The 17,024-nt window shown below is 33.3% G+C and carries 18 protein-coding genes; 9 read left to right on the top strand and 9 right to left on the bottom strand.

The genetic code is table 11. The features are described 5' to 3' along the window. Positions 1-130: 130 nt before the first annotated feature. On the top strand, positions 131-325 hold the full coding sequence (locus tag Q0828_RS03650) for a hypothetical protein (protein WP_298417773.1): 195 nt from the start codon (positions 131-133) through the stop codon (positions 323-325). Between the two features lie 8 nt (positions 326-333). Here Q0828_RS03650 and Q0828_RS03645 read toward each other — a convergent pair whose 3' ends face one another. Further along, on the bottom strand, positions 334-924 hold the full coding sequence (locus tag Q0828_RS03645; RefSeq protein WP_298417772.1) for a riboflavin synthase: 591 nt from the start codon (positions 922-924) through the stop codon (positions 334-336). A 57-nt stretch (positions 925-981) separates the two neighbouring features. On the opposite strand from Q0828_RS03645, the gene pdxA reads away from it, so the two are divergent. The 6 genes from pdxA (at position 982) to accC (ending at position 5,981) form a co-directional block, all read left to right on the top strand. Beyond that, a complete protein-coding gene (gene pdxA, locus Q0828_RS03640; RefSeq protein ID WP_298417770.1) occupies positions 982-2,028 on the top strand; it encodes a 4-hydroxythreonine-4-phosphate dehydrogenase PdxA in 1,047 nt (348 codons plus the stop codon). 74 nt (positions 2,029-2,102) lie between these two features. Beyond that, positions 2,103-2,642: a DUF177 domain-containing protein gene (locus Q0828_RS03635; protein WP_298417768.1), complete on the top strand. Its 540-nt coding sequence runs from the start codon at positions 2,103-2,105 to the stop codon at positions 2,640-2,642. A gap of 8 nt (positions 2,643-2,650) precedes the next feature. Continuing rightward, positions 2,651-2,851, top strand: a complete 201-nt coding sequence (gene rpmF / locus Q0828_RS03630) for a 50S ribosomal protein L32 (RefSeq protein ID WP_046755216.1) — start codon at positions 2,651-2,653, stop codon at positions 2,849-2,851. 178 nt (positions 2,852-3,029) lie between these two features. Continuing rightward, positions 3,030-4,028, top strand: a complete 999-nt coding sequence (locus tag Q0828_RS03625; RefSeq protein ID WP_298417765.1) for a beta-ketoacyl-ACP synthase III — start codon at positions 3,030-3,032, stop codon at positions 4,026-4,028. 20 nt (positions 4,029-4,048) lie between these two features. Continuing rightward, positions 4,049-4,540 (top strand): acetyl-CoA carboxylase biotin carboxyl carrier protein, encoded by a 492-nt coding sequence (gene accB, locus Q0828_RS03620; RefSeq protein WP_298417764.1) that lies wholly within the window; start codon positions 4,049-4,051, stop codon positions 4,538-4,540. Positions 4,541-4,631: 91 nt separating this feature from the next. Further along, complete coding sequence (gene accC / locus Q0828_RS03615; RefSeq protein WP_298417761.1) at positions 4,632-5,981, top strand: acetyl-CoA carboxylase biotin carboxylase subunit; 1,350 nt, start codon at positions 4,632-4,634, stop codon at positions 5,979-5,981. 61 nt (positions 5,982-6,042) lie between these two features. Here accC and Q0828_RS03610 read toward each other — a convergent pair whose 3' ends face one another. The 5 genes from Q0828_RS03610 to bla form a co-directional block, all read right to left on the bottom strand. Then, positions 6,043-7,125, bottom strand: a complete 1,083-nt coding sequence (locus tag Q0828_RS03610; protein WP_298417760.1) for a family 16 glycoside hydrolase — start codon at positions 7,123-7,125, stop codon at positions 6,043-6,045. Between the two features lie 77 nt (positions 7,126-7,202). Beyond that, positions 7,203-8,063 (bottom strand): AraC family transcriptional regulator, encoded by an 861-nt coding sequence (locus Q0828_RS03605; protein WP_298417758.1) that lies wholly within the window; start codon positions 8,061-8,063, stop codon positions 7,203-7,205. A gap of 117 nt (positions 8,064-8,180) precedes the next feature. Beyond that, entirely contained in the window at positions 8,181-8,738 is a 558-nt protein-coding gene (locus Q0828_RS03600) for a YbhB/YbcL family Raf kinase inhibitor-like protein (RefSeq protein WP_298417756.1), read from the bottom strand. A gap of 87 nt (positions 8,739-8,825) precedes the next feature. Continuing rightward, complete coding sequence (locus Q0828_RS03595; RefSeq protein WP_298417754.1) at positions 8,826-9,668, bottom strand: AraC family transcriptional regulator; 843 nt, start codon at positions 9,666-9,668, stop codon at positions 8,826-8,828. 7 nt (positions 9,669-9,675) lie between these two features. Further along, positions 9,676-10,401: a subclass B1 metallo-beta-lactamase gene (bla, locus tag Q0828_RS03590; RefSeq protein ID WP_298417752.1), complete on the bottom strand. Its 726-nt coding sequence runs from the start codon at positions 10,399-10,401 to the stop codon at positions 9,676-9,678. 157 nt (positions 10,402-10,558) lie between these two features. Here bla and Q0828_RS03585 point away from each other — a divergent pair, with 157 nt between their 5' ends. Beyond that, positions 10,559-11,671: an FAD-dependent oxidoreductase gene (locus Q0828_RS03585; protein WP_298417750.1), complete on the top strand. Its 1,113-nt coding sequence runs from the start codon at positions 10,559-10,561 to the stop codon at positions 11,669-11,671. Then, positions 11,668-12,117 carry a 3-oxoacyl-ACP synthase gene (locus Q0828_RS03580; protein WP_298417748.1) on the top strand — a complete coding sequence of 150 codons (450 nt, stop codon included), beginning with the start codon at positions 11,668-11,670 and terminating at the stop codon, positions 12,115-12,117. The genes Q0828_RS03585 and Q0828_RS03580 overlap by 4 nt, the downstream gene beginning before the upstream one ends. 189 nt (positions 12,118-12,306) lie before the next feature. Here the strand turns inward: Q0828_RS03580 and Q0828_RS03575 are convergent, their stop codons facing one another. From Q0828_RS03575 to Q0828_RS03565, 3 genes are all read right to left on the bottom strand, one after another. After that, positions 12,307-14,532, bottom strand: coding sequence for an FG-GAP-like repeat-containing protein (locus tag Q0828_RS03575; RefSeq protein ID WP_298417745.1), 2,226 nt, complete (start codon positions 14,530-14,532; stop codon positions 12,307-12,309). A gap of 62 nt (positions 14,533-14,594) precedes the next feature. Further along, positions 14,595-15,710, bottom strand: a complete 1,116-nt coding sequence (locus tag Q0828_RS03570; RefSeq protein WP_298417743.1) for a hypothetical protein — start codon at positions 15,708-15,710, stop codon at positions 14,595-14,597. Between the two features lie 241 nt (positions 15,711-15,951). Then, positions 15,952-16,899 carry an ABC transporter ATP-binding protein gene (locus Q0828_RS03565; RefSeq protein ID WP_298417741.1) on the bottom strand — a complete coding sequence of 316 codons (948 nt, stop codon included), beginning with the start codon at positions 16,897-16,899 and terminating at the stop codon, positions 15,952-15,954. Between the last annotated feature and the right edge of the window lie 125 nt (positions 16,900-17,024).

The following is a 17,024-nucleotide window of genomic DNA, read 5'->3' as shown; positions in this document are numbered from 1 at the left end:
GCAAGAAAATAACATAAAAAGCTAAAAATACTTGCTTGATCGATAAAATTTGTCGTTTTATAGATTATTTACGAATGATATAACGTAAAATCTTTTGTTGAAACTTATAATTTTTTACTTTTACACCGTTATGGCACAAATAAACGAAAAAACCCTGTTGTGTTTTGTTGTAATTGCAATTGCTTTTTTAACAGAAACACACGCCCAAATCACACCCCCAGAACCAGGACCACCAGGACCACCAGGATTTCCAATTGATGCTGGCCTTGTAGGTGTTCTTGCAGCTGGACTTTTGTATGGTATACGGAAAAAAGTAAAAAAGTAACTAAACTTCTATAGCCCCTGAAGTCTTGCTACATACTTACCAATAACATCAAACTCCAAATTTACCTGTGACCCAACGTTGAAATATTGAAACGTTGTGTGTTCATATGTATATGGTATGATTGCTACTGAGAATGCGTTTTTCTCAGAGTTAATTACTGTTAGACTTGTTCCATTAATAGTAATGGAGCCTTTTTCTATAGTGATATTATTCAAAGAGGAATCGTATTCAAAAGTAAAATACCAACTTCCATCACTTTCCTTAATAGCAATGCACGTACCGACTTGGTCTACATGTCCTTGTACGATATGACCATCTAAACGATCGCCCAATTTCATAGCGCGTTCCAAATTTACACGATCATTTACATGCCAAGTATTTAAATTTGTTTTTTCCAAGGTTTCTTGAATAGCTGTCACCATATAGGTGTTTTCTTCTAAATTTCTATCAACAACAGTCAAGCAAACCCCATTGTGAGCAACGCTTTGATCAATTTTTAATTCAGGTGTTAAACTGCTTTGAACTGTAATATGAAGGTTTTCTTTTTCTTTTTCAAGATGCGTAATCACACCTAATTCTTCAATAATCCCTGTAAACATGTATTTATTTCGTTAAATTTGCATGTAAAATTAAGAAATAAAAGTTTTAAAACTTAAATGAAGAAAGAGGAAAAAATAAAAGTAGGGATTTCGGTTGGAGATTTAAATGGTATCGGAACAGAGGTAATTCTGAAGACATTCCAAGACAACAGAATGTTAGAATTGTGTACGCCTATTATTTTTGGTTCTACTAAAATTTTATCATTTCAGAAGAAACATTTCAATATACATACCAACTTTCTTGGAGTTCAAAGTGCAGACAAAGCACAACATGGAAAGATAAATGTGGTAAATATTTCCAAAGAAACCGTAAATATAGAGTACGGGAAATCATCGGAAGCTGTTGGGCAGTTTGCTATCAAATCATTCGTAGAAGCTACCAAAGCACTAAAAGAAGGAACAATTGATGTCTTAGTAACTGCGCCTATAAATAAACACAATGTACAGTCGGAAGATTTTAAATTTCCAGGACATACAGATTATTTAGGTGAAAACTTAGAAGGCGATAGTTTAATGTTAATGGTAAATGGAGGATTGCGTGTAGGTTTACTAACGGATCATGTTGCAGTAAAAGATGTTTCAGAAACAATTACGCCGGAGCTTATTGAGAAAAAAATAGACATTATATATAATACATTAAAACAAGACTTTGGAATTAGCAAACCAAAGATTGCTATTTTAGGAATCAATCCACATGTAGGAGACAATGGAGTTATAGGTGTAGAAGATGATGAAGTATTAAAACCAACGCTGGAAAAAATAAAAAATTCAGGCAAGTTAGTTTTTGGCCCCTATGCAGCAGATAGTTTCTTTGCATCGAGCAATTACAAAAACTTTGATGCCATTTTAGCCGCATATCACGATCAAGGATTAATTCCGTTTAAAACATTATCGTTTGGGCAAGGTGTAAATTTCACAGCAGGACTCAATAAAGTACGTACATCTCCAGATCATGGAACGGCCTATGAAATTGCTGGAAAAAACAAAGCAGATTACAACTCTTTTAAGGAAGCGGTATTTACTGGAATACAGATTTTTAGAAGCAGAAGTGTCTATAAAGAAATTGCAAAAAATCCACTAAAAAAGCAGCCTAGCAAGATATAAACAAAAAAATGTTAACAACTTAACGTTGGTACGAAAAAATTTATATCTTTGCACGCTCGAAACTGATGTTTAAGATGATGGAACTAAAGGACTTTAACATTCCTTTTATAGGATTAAAAGAAGGGAAGCACCAGTTCGAATATCAAATTGATAATTCGTTCTTAGAACTTTTTGATTTTGATGAATTCAATGAAACTGCTATAAAAGCAACTTTAGAATTTCACAAGAAAGCAACTATGCTTGAATTAACTTTCAATGCAATAGGAACTGTAAATGTAAACTGTGATTTAACAAACGAGCCATTTGAGCAACCAATTGAAGGTAATTTAGACTTAATTGTGAAATTCGGAAACGAATACAATGATGAAAACGAAGAAATTCTCATCATTCCACACGGAGAGTATGAAATTAATGCTGCACAATATATATATGAAATGATTGTGTTGGCCGTTCCTTCAAAAAGAATTCATCCAGGTATAGAAGACGGGTCATTACAGTCAGACATACTAGAAAAGTTAGAAGAATTACAACCTGGTACAGAAAAAAAAGAAACTGAAGAGGAAATTGATCCTCGTTGGAATACATTAAAGAAACTATTAACGGATAATAAATAAGATAGAAAATGGCACATCCTAAGAGAAAAATCTCGAAAACAAGAAGAGATAAGAGAAGAACACATTATAAAGCATCAGTTCCTCAAATCGCTACGTGCCCAACTACTGGTGAAGCACACTTATATCACAGAGCTCACTGGCACGAAGGAAAATTATATTATAGAGGAAAAGTATTAATTGACAATACTGTAGAAGAAAACGTAGCATAACTCAATAAAATGCTATAGTGATAAAAGCTCTCACTTTTGTGAGAGTTTTTTATTTGCTCATTTTTTTGTTAAAAATGTAAAAACGACATATTTTGCCAAGATTATCAGAGAATTTTAGTAATTTCGTTTAATTTTGAATGAATTTTTGTTAAAAAACAAAAAAAACCAACGTTAAGGTATGACCAAAATTACAGCAGCAATAACAGCTGTAGGAGCATATGTTCCTGAATATGTATTAACCAACAAGATACTTGAAACAATGGTTGATACTAACGATGAGTGGATCACCTCTCGAACAGGTATCAAAGAACGTCGAATTCTTAAAAAAGAAGGAGAAGGAACTTCATATTTGGCTATCAAAGCAGCCGAAGACTTAATCGCTAAGAAAAACTTAGATCCCAAAGAAATAGACATGGTAATTGTCGCTACAGCAACACCTGATATGCCTGTAGCATCAACTGCTGTATATACTGCTAGTAAAATAGGTGCAACCAATGCATTTGCTTTTGACTTACAAGCAGCATGTTCTAGTTTCTTATATGGAATGTCTACAGCAGCAAGTTATATACAATCTGGACGCTATAAAAAAGTACTCTTAATAGGAGCAGATAAAATGTCTTCAATTATTGATTACAAAGACAGAGCAACTTGTATTATCTTTGGAGATGGAGCTGGCGCAGTATTATTTGAGCCAAATGAAGAAGGACTTGGATTGCAAGATGAATACTTAAGAAGTGACGGAATCGGAAGAGAATTCCTAAAAATAGACGCTGGCGGATCTATCTTACCAGCATCTACAGAAACGGTTGAAAACAATAAACATACCGTATTTCAAGACGGAAAAACAGTCTTTAAATTCGCAGTATCTAACATGGCAGATGTGAGTGCCAAAATTATGGAAGATAATAACCTGACGAATGAAGATGTACAATGGTTAGTGCCACATCAAGCTAACAAACGTATCATTGATGCCACTGCAAGGCGAATGGGCGTAGATGAAAGTAAAGTAATGGTAAATATCCAGCGCTACGGAAATACAACTTCTGGAACGCTTCCCCTATGTTTACACGACTATGAAAAACAACTCAAAAAAGGAGATAACCTTGTTTTTGCCGCTTTTGGAGGTGGTTTTACTTGGGGAGCAATCTACCTAAAATGGGCATATAATTCAAACTAGAAACGACTAAAACCTATCTCATGGATTTAAAAGAAATTCAAAGCTTAATTAAATTCGTAGCCAAATCTGGTGCAAGTGAAGTAAAACTTGAAATGGAAGATGTAAAAATCACCATCAAAACTGGAGAAGTAAAAGGCGAAACAACAACTGTAGTGCAGCAAATTCCAATGGCTGGAATTCCTCAACAAGCACCAGTTGCACCTGTAGCTCCCGTAGCGCCAGCAGCAACTGAAGCTCCTGCGACACCAGCTCCTGCAGATGACGACTCAAAATATATTACCATTAAGTCACCAATCATTGGTACATTCTATAGAAAACCTTCACCAGACAAACCTGCTTTTGTAGAAGTTGGACAGTCAATTGCAGAAGGAGATGTATTATGTGTGATTGAGGCTATGAAACTTTTCAACGAAATTGAATCAGAAGTTTCAGGAAAAATAGTGAAAGTCTTAGTTGATGACTCTTCACCAGTAGAATTTGATCAACCATTATTTATGGTAGATCCATCATAAGAAATTTTAAATAGCACTTGAAGTACAAAAAACACTTGTTGTACAATTCAAAAGTTACAGATTTTAATTTCAAAATTTAAAATTTCAAAAGATGTTCAAAAAAATATTAGTTGCAAATAGAGGTGAAATAGCGCTTAGAGTTATTAGAACCTGCAAAGAAATGGGTATCAAAACAGTTGCTGTATATTCTAAAGCAGATGTTGATAGCCTACACGTACGATTTGCTGATGAAGCGGTTTGTATTGGACCAGCTCCAAGTAGCGAATCGTATCTAAAAATGGCAAATATTATTGCTGCTGCAGAAATTACAAATGCAGATGCAATTCATCCAGGATACGGATTCTTATCTGAAAATGCCAAATTCTCAAAAATATGTGAAGAACACGATATCAAATTCATTGGAGCTTCTGCCGAAATGATTGATAAAATGGGAGACAAAGCTTCTGCAAAAGCGACTATGAAAGCTGCAGGCGTTCCTTGTGTACCAGGAAGTGACGGAATCATTGAAAATTTTGAAGAATGTGAAAAACTAGCCGTAGAAACAGGATATCCTGTAATGCTTAAAGCAACTGCTGGTGGTGGTGGAAAAGGAATGCGTGCCGTTTGGAAACCAGAAGATTTAAAAGATGCTTGGGATTCTGCTAGACAAGAATCAAAAGCTGCTTTTGGAAATGATGACATGTACATGGAAAAATTAATTGAAGAACCAAGACATATCGAAATTCAGGTGGTTGGAGATTCTTCAGGGAAAGCATGTCACTTGTCAGAACGTGATTGTTCTGTACAACGTCGTCACCAAAAATTAACAGAAGAAGTGCCTTCTCCATTCATGACAGACGAATTGCGTACACGTATGGGAGAAGCTGCTGTAAAAGCTGCCGAATTCATTAAGTATGAAGGTGCTGGAACAGTTGAATTCTTAGTAGATAAGCACAGAAACTTCTACTTCATGGAAATGAATACACGTATCCAAGTTGAACACCCAATTACCGAACAAGTAATTGATTTCGATTTGATTCGTGAGCAAATATTAGTAGCGTCTGGTGTGCCAATTTCTGGTAAAAATTATACGCCAAACTTACACTCTATTGAATGTAGAATTAACGCAGAAGATCCGTTTAATAACTTTAGACCTTCTCCAGGAAGAATAACAACATTACATGCGCCAGGCGGACACGGAGTTCGTTTAGATACACATGTATATGCTGGATATTCAATTCCGCCAAACTACGATTCAATGATTGCAAAGTTGATTACAACTGCACAAACACGTGAAGAAGCAATCAACAAAATGAAACGTGCATTAGATGAGTTCGTAATTGAAGGAATTAAAACAACGATTCCTTTCCACAGACAATTGATGGATCATCCTGATTATGTTGCTGGAAACTACACAACGAAATTCATGGAAGATTTCGAAATGCAAGAAGAAACAGAATAAAGTATTCTATATATCAAAAAATGCTCCTTATTAAGGAGCATTTTTTATGCAACATTATTTCTTAGTCTAACTTTCCTATAATTCCCCAGCCATTAGCTTTATCAATGATAACGCAATGAATGGTGTTTTTTCCTTTTTTAAGCTTTAGAAATAACGTATTTGCATTCAAATCTATATGACCTTGGTATTGCTTTCCTTTAGATCTAAAAGCGTTGTTTCCGTAAAAAATAGCTTCTCCATTTATATACACTATAATTTTATCACTATAGTCAAAAGAAAAACGCTGTATTCGTTCTTTTGTTGAATTGATAGAGGTTTTGACAACGCTATATACTTCTTTATTTGCTTCAAAATTACCAGAAGTTGGCTTTTCAACATATTTAGAAATTGGTAACAATCCTGAAATTTCAGTATGAACTGTACGGTATTTTTTATGTTCGATATTCTTAAAGTTGAATGTATTTTCTGTATATGGAAATGCTTCTGTTAACTCCCAATTTGTAATAATATTTGAAGCTGAAGTCACTTCTTTTTTGAAATTATTTCCAGAATGATTAGCGTCTTTATGTGTAATTTTAAAATTAGAAAATCGATTTGTAAATAATGCAAAAAGCCCAATTGCTCCTTTTGTATGGTCTGTTTTTAAATGATCTACAAACAATACTTTTTCATCATTTATATATACAATTGCGGTAGCTTGCGCCACTTCAATTCGTAAGGTATTCCAGCCTTTGTTTTTGAAAACTACATTGGCTTGATATTCTTTGTATAATTGCCAAGCGAGTTCGTGTTTATAAGTTGGAGTATATTGTACGGCATCTGGCTGATTTGATTTGTGAAGTCGCATATATACTTCTTCCACCGTTCCTTCTTCTTTTCTGAATATGATACCCGCAAAACTTCTTGCTGTCTTAGCATATACATCTACTTCGAGCGTTCCATTTGAAAAATTAATGTCATTAACCGTTATTTTACCATTTAATAAAACCGTTTTTCTGCCGTCAAAAGTTTCAAATTTAGCTATTGCTTTTGCAGGAATACTCCAAGATGAAGTTTCCATAGGAATTACTGTTGAAACATGTTGTGCATACATAAACTGCACAGAAAATATAATGAAGAGTGGAATATATACTATAGCTTTCATTTGTATTGATTTTAAATTTTAAACAAAATTCAATCTTTATGAATATATAATTGCTATCAGTTTAGTGTTAAATTCTATCAATTTGGTAATTGATTTCTAAACTTAGTTGGAGTTATGCCTTCCAGTCGACTGAAAAATCGTGTCAGATTGTTTGCTTCACTAAAGTTAAGATCCATAGCAATTTCTGAAATCGTTTTGTCAGAATATAACAACTCCATTTTTATCTCTTGTAAGAGACGAAAATGAATTGCATCTTTGGAAGTATTACCTGTATATTTTTTTACAATACTATTTAATTGATGTCTGGTAATATGCAATAACGTACAATATTCATCAACAGTATGAACAGAACGAATGTGTAACTCAAGCGCTTCCTTAAATTTATAAACAATTGAATTTCCTTGTGTTTCAGAAGAAAGGTTGTACTGTTTTGAATATAATCTATTTATTTTTGATAGGAAGAAATACAATAAAGATCGAATGATGTGTGTGCTATCATTTTGGAAGTTTTGTATTTCAGAAGTAATTTCACTCAGAATAAATTTTATGAGTTCGTATTCAATAGAAGAAACTTGTAAAGATTGCGGATACTGTGCATTGTAAAAATACTGCATTCTGTAGGCGAGTAACTTATCTTCAAAAAAATCAGATAAGAAATCATTTTGAAAAACTAAGTGAAACCCTTTTATGTTTTTGGTATCTATTACACACTTTTTCTTTTGATAGGGAGAGATAAAAAAAAGTGTTTTATTAGTAACTTTGATATTGTGACCACCTAATTCAATGTCTCCAGTAGCTTCTTCAAAAATAAAAACCTCAAAAAAATTAGTAATGTGAATCTCAGATTCGAAATAGACTGCTTCATTCTCTTCAAACTTGTGTAAGTCCATCAAAAGTTCAAAACCATATTTTTCTTTTTCAAAAAGAAATGTTCGCATCGTGTAAAGCCGTATTATGTGTAATTAACGAACACAAATCTATAGTTTTATAGATAAACAAAAAAGGTACTTTGTAACAGTTTAACATAACTGATAGAAAGTACCTTTTATAAAACCTTATTTCTTTTCTCTTTGATAATATGCCACAATACTAGCTTTTGCTAATGTATTATTCCAAAGATAATACCCAACAACGGCTGCGTTTGTATCTTTTGTTAAGCCTAATGAATCAGTCTTTAGTGCATATACTGTGATAATGTATTGATGCAACCCGTGACCTTCTGGCGGACATGGACCACCGTAACCAGCACTTCCATAATCAGTAACACTTTGAATGCTTCCTTCTGGCGAAAGCTGTAAAGAAATATTTCCAGCATTGGTTACCAATTCGTTTACATTGGCTGGAATATCAAATACAACCCAGTGCCACCAACCACTTCCTGTAGGTGCATCAGGATCGTACATTGTAATAGCAAAACTTTTTGTTCCTTTGGGTGCATTTGCCCATGATAGTTGAGGTGATTCGTTGTTTCCTGTACAACCAAATCCGCTAAATTCTTGTGACTTTGTAGCTTGTCCACCAATATCTTTGCTAGATAATGTAAAAGTATTTTGCCCAAAAGCTGTTGTTGCCATTAGTATACACAATAATGTGATAATGTTTATTTTGTTCATAATGTTTAGTTTTTAATTATGATACAAAGCTATCGTAAGTGTATGTTTTTGGACAACTAGAGAAGTTCAAAAAGTAGTGCTAAAAGTTCAATTTTGTAATTGGAACTGTTTTGGAGTTACGCCAAATTTCGTTTTAAATGCATGGACAAAGTTGGATAAGTTTTCATAGCCAATTTCTTCAAAAATGTCTGAAGGTCGCTTCGTGTTATGCTGTAAAAGAAAAGCAGCATGTTCCAAACGTTTGTTTTGAAACCATTTAATTGGCGATTCGTGAAAGTGCTTTTCGAACTCACGTTTAAATGTAGAAATGCTCATATTGGATAAAAAAGCAAGTTCTTTCAATGTTAACTTATTCAAGGTGTTGCTTTCTACTACATTGATGAAATTGGTTGTTTGATCATTTTTTGAAGCGATTAAAAACAATAAAAAGTCAACTCCTTTAGTTGAGACTAAATACAGAAGAATTTCTTCTAATTTTACCTGTAATAATTGTTGTTGTAGGTTAGGAGCTAGTTTTGAAACTCTTTCTAAACTTTTTACAAATGATCTTATAAAATCATCATAATCACAAGCTTTTGCAGCCGTTATAGCAGGAATATATTTGTTGGTAATTTGATATTTTTCAATAAATTGAAATAACACTTCATCTGAAAAGAAAAGGAGAATACTTTTATAAAAATTGTTTGTTTCCGATAAATTTTCAGTCATTAAACAATGCCCAGATTTCATAATTAAAAACGCATCATTAGTAATAGAAATTGGTTCGTGACTAGTGGAAATTGTTTTACATCCTTCTTGTAAAAAGCTAAATGTGTTTTTTGTGAGGTCAATTTTATTGTTGAATTGTGACGTTGTCGATTCATAGTTAAACAACTGAATCGGATTGTTGGTTTCAGCAGTTAAATAATCGGGCAACGTATAAATATTCATAATTTTTTTATTTTTCTGTAAACAATTCAATAGTATAATCTAATAATTCTTTTCCTCCATTTTTTCCATGTCCAGGAATAACTATTTCTACTTCAGGAAATTCTTTTTTTACGGCAGCAACTGTAATTGGCCAATCTGCAGTATTAGCATCTTCAAGATTTCCTTTTCCAGCTTCTAATCTTTTAATTAGGCAACCGCCAAACATTGCTTTTTCACTTGGAATATAGCCAATAACGTTGTCAATAGTATGTCCTTGTCCAAAATATTTGGTAAGTACTATTTCATTTCCAATATTGATTTCTAGTTTTTTATCAAATCCATTTTGTGGTAAAACATAGTTATTTTCTTTGGCAAGTTCAATGGTTTTGTTGTTGGCATATGATTTAATTCCATTGGAATGAAACTCTTTTAATCCGGCTAAACAATCTGCATGAAAATGAGTTATAACAACGGCTTCTATATCTTTTTCTCCAAGCCAATTGATTAATTCGGCAGATGCTTCATCATTTGTAGGTGTGTCAAAAACAATGGCTTTGTTTTCATTTAAATAAATCATTCCATTACAAGAAACTTTTCCAAAATCGTTAGTATCTAAATATGAAATATGCCTGAAAATATGTTCGCTAATCTTTTCAATTTTTAAATTTTCTGAGCTATAAGGATTGGATGTAGTATTGGAATTACAACTGTTCAAAATAATAATAAACCCTAATATGTATAGTATGCTTTTCATAGTTATAAGTAACGTGCTAAACTAGTATTATATTTCAGTAATTAAATTCTAATTTTATAGAAAGCATAAAAATACAATCATGATTGTATTTTTCAACAACTATATAAAAACTATTCCGTAGGTTTGGTTATATTGAAATCAAAATGAATGGGCAGCTATGAACTTAAGTTATTGGGAATATAAAACCTGGTTAACAGATGTAGATTTCACTATTGTGGGAAGTGGCATCGTTGGATTGAATTGTGCGTTGCAATTGCGCAAACAATATCCAACCGCAAAAATCATCATTTTAGAGAAAGGAATTTTACCACACGGAGCCAGCACAAAAAATGCGGGTTTCGCTTGTTTTGGAAGTCTTTCAGAGATTTTAGATGATCTTAATACACATTCCGAACAAGAAGTGTTAGAACTCGTTAAAAGACGTTGTGAAGGCTTGCAATTACTTCGTTCAACTTTGGGAGATGCTACTATTGATTTTCAACAGTTAGGTGGTTATGAATTGTTTACCAAAGAGGATACAGCATTGTATGAATCGTGCTTGACACAAAAAACAATGATTAATAAATTGTTGAAACCAATTTTTAAGGAAAATGTCTTTAGTGAAGTAGCAAATAGGTTTAATTTTCAAAACATTCAAGAACGTTATATTTTTAATCAGTTTGAAGGACAAATTGATACAGGAAAAATGATGCAAGCATTGTTGCAAAAAGTCTTAGCAAGTAATATTCAAATTTTAAATTCAATTTTGGTACAGCATTTTGAAGAAAGTGGAAATTCAGTTCATATTGAAACCAATCATGCTAATTTTTATACCAAAAAATTATTTATTGCAACCAACGGATTTGCTGCTCAGTTATTAGATGAAAAAGTAAAACCCGCACGTGCGCAAGTATTGATTACTGAGCCCATTCCTAATTTACATATTAAAGGTACGTTTCACTTAGATAAAGGGTATTATTATTTTAGAAATATTGACAATCGTATTTTATTTGGTGGTGGACGAAACCTTGATTTTGAAGGAGAAGAAACTACAGAATTTAAATTAACCGAATTGATTCAGAATAAACTAGATACAGTATTAAAAAACACTATTTTACCAAATACACCTTTTAAAATAGAACATCGCTGGAGCGGAATTATGGGTGTTGGCTCTCAGAAAAAAGCAATTGTAAAACCGCTTTCTAACCATGTATTTTGTGGTATTCGCTTAGGCGGAATGGGTGTTGCTATTGGAAGTTTGGTAGGAAAAGAATTAGCGAAATTGGTATGAGTGTAAAGGAAGCATTATATAATTCATGTTTGGGTATTGTAAACGAACGCCAAGCGAATATTCAACGGAATTTTACGGGCATTCAGGAAGCAATGTTTTCAGAAACCAAAAGTTCGGCAGGAGATAAGCACGAAACGGGCAGAGCCATGTTGCAATTGGAGCGTGAAAAACTAGGGAAGCAACTGGCAGAAATTCAGAAAGTAAAAGAAATTCTATTTAAAGTTGATCCAACTTCTGAAGCTTATCAAGGTTGCTTGGGAAGTGTTGTATATACTTCACACGCCAATTATTTTATTTCAATAAGTGTTGGTGAAGTTTCAGCAAACAATTCAACATTCTACGCAATTGCTACTAATACGCCAATTGGAAAGTTGTTACTCGGTAAAAAAGTTGGAGATACTATTACGTTTAGAACACAGTCTTTTGTAATTGAAAAGATTGTTTAGATTCGATTTGCTTCGACAAGCTCTGCGCAAGTGCTTTTAGATTATTAGACAATTAGATTTTTGGATACTTCACATAACAGTGAAAAATATGTATGTGAGATTCAGTGTAAAGAACGGAATGATGTCTAAACATAAAAAACTCCAACACTTTACAGCATTGGAGTTTTATATGTCTATAACGTTTACTTGTTATTGTTTGATAAATTTCTGTGTATGTACTTTTCCATTAGACTCTAAACGTAAAATATAATTTCCTTGACGTAAGCTCGATACATCAATTTTGTTTTCTTCTAGTTTTAAATTCATCATGCGTTTTCCTTCAATATTAAAGATCGTTGCAATTTTCCCAATCAAATTAACTGGACTGTCGATGTTCATCAGATTTCCAACAGGGTTTGGATGAATAGTAATATTTTGGAATAAGGTTTCATCTTCTACACTTAAAGCTTGTCCTTCTGTAATTATATGATGTGTATTAATTGCTGGATTCATAATATTATCTATTGTTCCAGAAGGCCAATAAATAATCAGATTTGTAATTTCAGTTTCTGTACCAATTCCAAAATGTGTATTTAATGTACTCATATAACGGAATCCTTCTCCACTTCGGACATCTCTAATTTGAACTCCGGAAGCTGTATGCAATTCAACTCTGGCGCCAATTCCGTTAATATTACTTGCAACTCCTGTCGTGGTGATTTTTACCCAGTTGTTGCTATTTGTATCGTTTGTATACAAGTTAGTTCCTAAGATTGCATCAATAAATCCATCATTATTCATATCACCAAAAGAACCATTGGTTATTCCTAACATATTATCATGAACCGTAAATGTAAGATCTCCATTTCCAAATAAGATACTTCCATTAGAAGCGATATCTAAATTTCCATCATTATCAAAATCATATGTAGCATTTTCGTGTCCTGTATTTGTGAAAGCAGGTAATATTCCAGAAGTACTGGTTACATCTGTAAAGGTACTATTTCCATTGTTTCGCATGAGTTTATGTGTTCCATTAGCTGTAGAACTTGCGCCTACAAAAACGTCCATATCTCCATCGTTATCAAAATCTCCCCAAGCAGAAGACCAAGTTTGTATAGGATCAGCCAAACCTAATGTAGAAGCAACTTCGGTAAAGTTTCCACTTCCATCATTTTCGTGCATTTCATTGATATTAATTGTAGTAGCTCCACCACGACATTTAGCAATAAACATATCCATATCTCTATCATTATCGTAATCAATCCAGATAGAGCCGTAGTTTCCTCCTGCTTCATCGTCACCTAATCCACCTTGGTTAAAGGTAAGGTTTCCACTTCCGTCATTCATATAATATACATTTGGATCAACATCATGACAAACAAAAGCATCTAAGTTTCCATCTTGGTTTAAATCAACAAAATTTGAACGTTGAGAAAATACATATTGTGAGCCTGAAATTTCCGTAAAAGCAGTTCCATTATTATTGGCTCTCATAAATGTTACACCATTTTGTCCACCATATAATAAATCAGTATATCCATTTCTATCATAATCTGCCGCAGCTAAACTCCATGAAGGTATGTTGTCAGCTGTTGTTGTAACAATATTTGTTGCGGATGTACTTAAACCTCCAGAGGATTCTTGGTAAAAGATATTTATGTTTGAATTTGTAATTGAAACCACATCATCTAAAAAGTCTCCATTCATATCAACTGCTGCTCTTTGCGAACCACTTGTACTTACAGTTGATGTTGTAAAGGTAGTTCCGGGTGGTTCTGAACAATCAACTTGTGTAATAGAACCACTGTTTACAGTACAATTTATATCTTGGTCATTTTGGATTGAAATGATAACATCGGTTGAATTTGTATATGGACCAAATTGTAAGATTGTAGCTGCGGTTGCTTGTGTAGCACTTCCTTGGTTGTCAGAAACTGTTAATGAAGTTGCAGATCCAATGTCAGTGATATCTATATCAATAAAAAATCCACCACTATTATCACAATCATTTACAATGTTATAGGTTACTGACGGATTGGCACATGTTGCACAGCTTACATCAAAATCCCACTGTGTATATCCGTTATCAGTACAATTTATGGCAAAATCAGAATTAATGGAAACAGTAATCGTATCTCCGCTTGATTGGAATGTAAGACCTGATAAATCTCCATTATTTCCATATCCATTGTAAATTTGACTTCCATTCGTATCAAGTATAATTAATTCGTCATATTCATTTTCTACTTGTCCACTATTAAAAGTTACAACTAAATCAGAGCCATCTGAACTTACAAAGACAAAGCTGGTTAGATCATCATTTGTGTAACAATAAGTTGTGTTTACAGCTCCTAAAGAACAATCTACTGTGGTTTGCGCCACTGTAAAAAAGCAAGAAGCGATCAAACAGATTAGTAAGGTAATTTTTTTCATAGGCTTGTTGTTTATTTATGAATTTAGATTGATAAATCTACTAGTTTAGTTAGGTTGTTATTTTAGTCACATTCGTTAGTAAGTCCGTCAATCCATTCTCCAATCATTTGAACAGCTTCTTCGTGGATAATGCTTCTACCAAGTAATGGCATTCTGAATTCTTCGGCTTCTGAATTCATTCTGTAATACATTACAGAGCGTTCTTTTAATGCAGGTGTTACAATGTTTCTCATTCCTGGAATCTCAGTATCAGGATCTACACAAATACCAATATTGGTTTCGTCTGAAGATTCATTAAAAGCAAAACGTACAGGTCTGTAATCGCAATGCGATAATTCTTGATGACAATGCGCACAGTTAATATCAATGTAAGAGCGAACACGTAAATCAATAGGTTGTGTTTCATCGCTCCATTTTACAACTGTATTTATGGTTGCGGGTAAGTTATCTTCTAAGTAGCCTTCATCAATTAATTTTTGTAGTTGGTTTTTGGTTCCGTCTACATAATCATACATACTATTAAGATTTTGTGGTTTTACGCCAATAGGAATAGGATTGTTTTGACTTTTATGACATGTTAAGCATTCCGCATCTGATGGAATTCTGTAGTTGGTACTTTTTGGCGTACCATTTTCCATAAAATCTACATTCGTAAACGAACCATTTAAGTCAAAAGTTGCTTCCGTTTGATCGTCATTCCAAACATAATCAGCAAATTCCCAACCTGTATTTTTCTTTAACATTAAACGTGTTTCTATAATACGTGTATTGTTATCAGGTTGAACATTATTGTAGTAAAATGTTTTTATCAAAAAAGTTCCTACAGGCATGTCTATCAATTCGGTATCCGCAGCATAAGTTGCTTCTACATCACTTGGCATCCAAATGAAACGTTTCTTTTTGGCATAGTCCGTAAATAGTGCTGAGATAGGTTCGTATGGAATTACACCAAGAACAGGATTTTGTTCTTTCAATTCTCCATCAAAAAAGTTGTATTCTGATAAAGTATCAAATGGAAAATTATCCATTTCTAATACTACTGGTGAAGTTGGAATCGGGACGTAATCGTCGTCGTCCATTGAAATTGGTGTTGTTGTGGGATCATTATCGTCTGCACAAGAAAATAGCATAGCGGAAAGTATCGCTATACTAGCAAGTTTACGTAGTGTATATATCATTTGGTTGGTTGATTAAAGCACTAATATACCAAAAATAATGTGTGTGTTGTTTGATATTTAGTGAGTTACTCTTTATATAAAACAACTGAAAGTATATTTATCCTACCTTTTGAATGGAATTATTTTTACTGAAATTTAATTAGTAACATTTTTATTAAATTTCAATAAGCTTTGAACTAAATTTTCCGTTTTTCATCTTTAAGAAGTTGAAAATTAGTTTTATATAAGAAAATTCCAGGAATTAGCGCAATTCCAATCCAACCTCAAAGCCATTCTCCAAAACCTCCAAACTTTCAAAAAACACCTCTGTTTCTTCATATTTTGCGACGATGAGGTAGTTATTTCCTTTAAAATAACTCTGTTGTACCGTTACTTTAAAATCAGAAGTTTCTGAAATTTTGAGTTGGTGTGGATAGCATAAAATCGTTTCTGCTTCGGTTTGAATTTCTGGAAATAAACTCGCAGGCAATTCATTGACTTCACCAAATAGTGAAGCTATATATTTGTCCGTTGGATTGTTATATAATTCTTCTGGAGTGTTTTGCGCGATGGTTTTACCACTTTTTAGTACAATCGTAGTATCCGAAAAAGAAAGTGCATCTGTTTTGTCGTGTGTAGCAACAATACAAGTGATATTTTCTTTTTTAAGATAGTTGAAGAGGTTTCTACGTAATGTGTTTTTTCGGAAGTTATCAATATGACTAAACGGTTCATCTAGCAATAATACTTCAGGTTCACGTGCAATTGCTTTTGCCAAAGCTACACGTTGTTGTTGTCCTCCACTGAGGAGTTTTGCTTTTACATTTGCAAATGCAGCCATTTCCACCATTTCTAATAATTCTGCAATGCGTTGTTTTTTTTCTTCAGGATAGAAATTTGATAAATAGGTTCCTATGTTTTCAGCAACCGTGATATAAGGCATTAAACCAAAATCTTGTGCTAGGTATTTCATGCGATCATGACCAGGTACTAAATTGTATGCAGGACCTAATACTTGCTCGTCTTTCCAAAAAATTTCACCAGTATTTAAATCGTTTAAACCGTATATAAGTTTCAATAACGTACTTTTTCCACAACCACTTTCGCCAATAATAGATACATGTGTTCCTTGTGGAATAGTAAAAGAAATATCTTCTAAAATAGGTGTGTTTGTGAGGTAGGAAAAGGAAACGTTTTGAACCTTAAGCATAGTGATTGTTTAGAGCTGCGAAAATACGGAGATAATCTTTAAAATCTATGATTTAGCTATCAGAGTCTAGTATATAAATTCAAGACTTTTTGAATGTCATTCCTGCGAAGGCATGAATCTATAGT

The organism is uncultured Kordia sp., from assembly GCF_947496985.1.
Lineage (GTDB): Bacteria > Bacteroidota > Bacteroidia > Flavobacteriales > Flavobacteriaceae > Kordia.
This window is presented reverse-complemented; position numbering and strand designations above follow the sequence as displayed.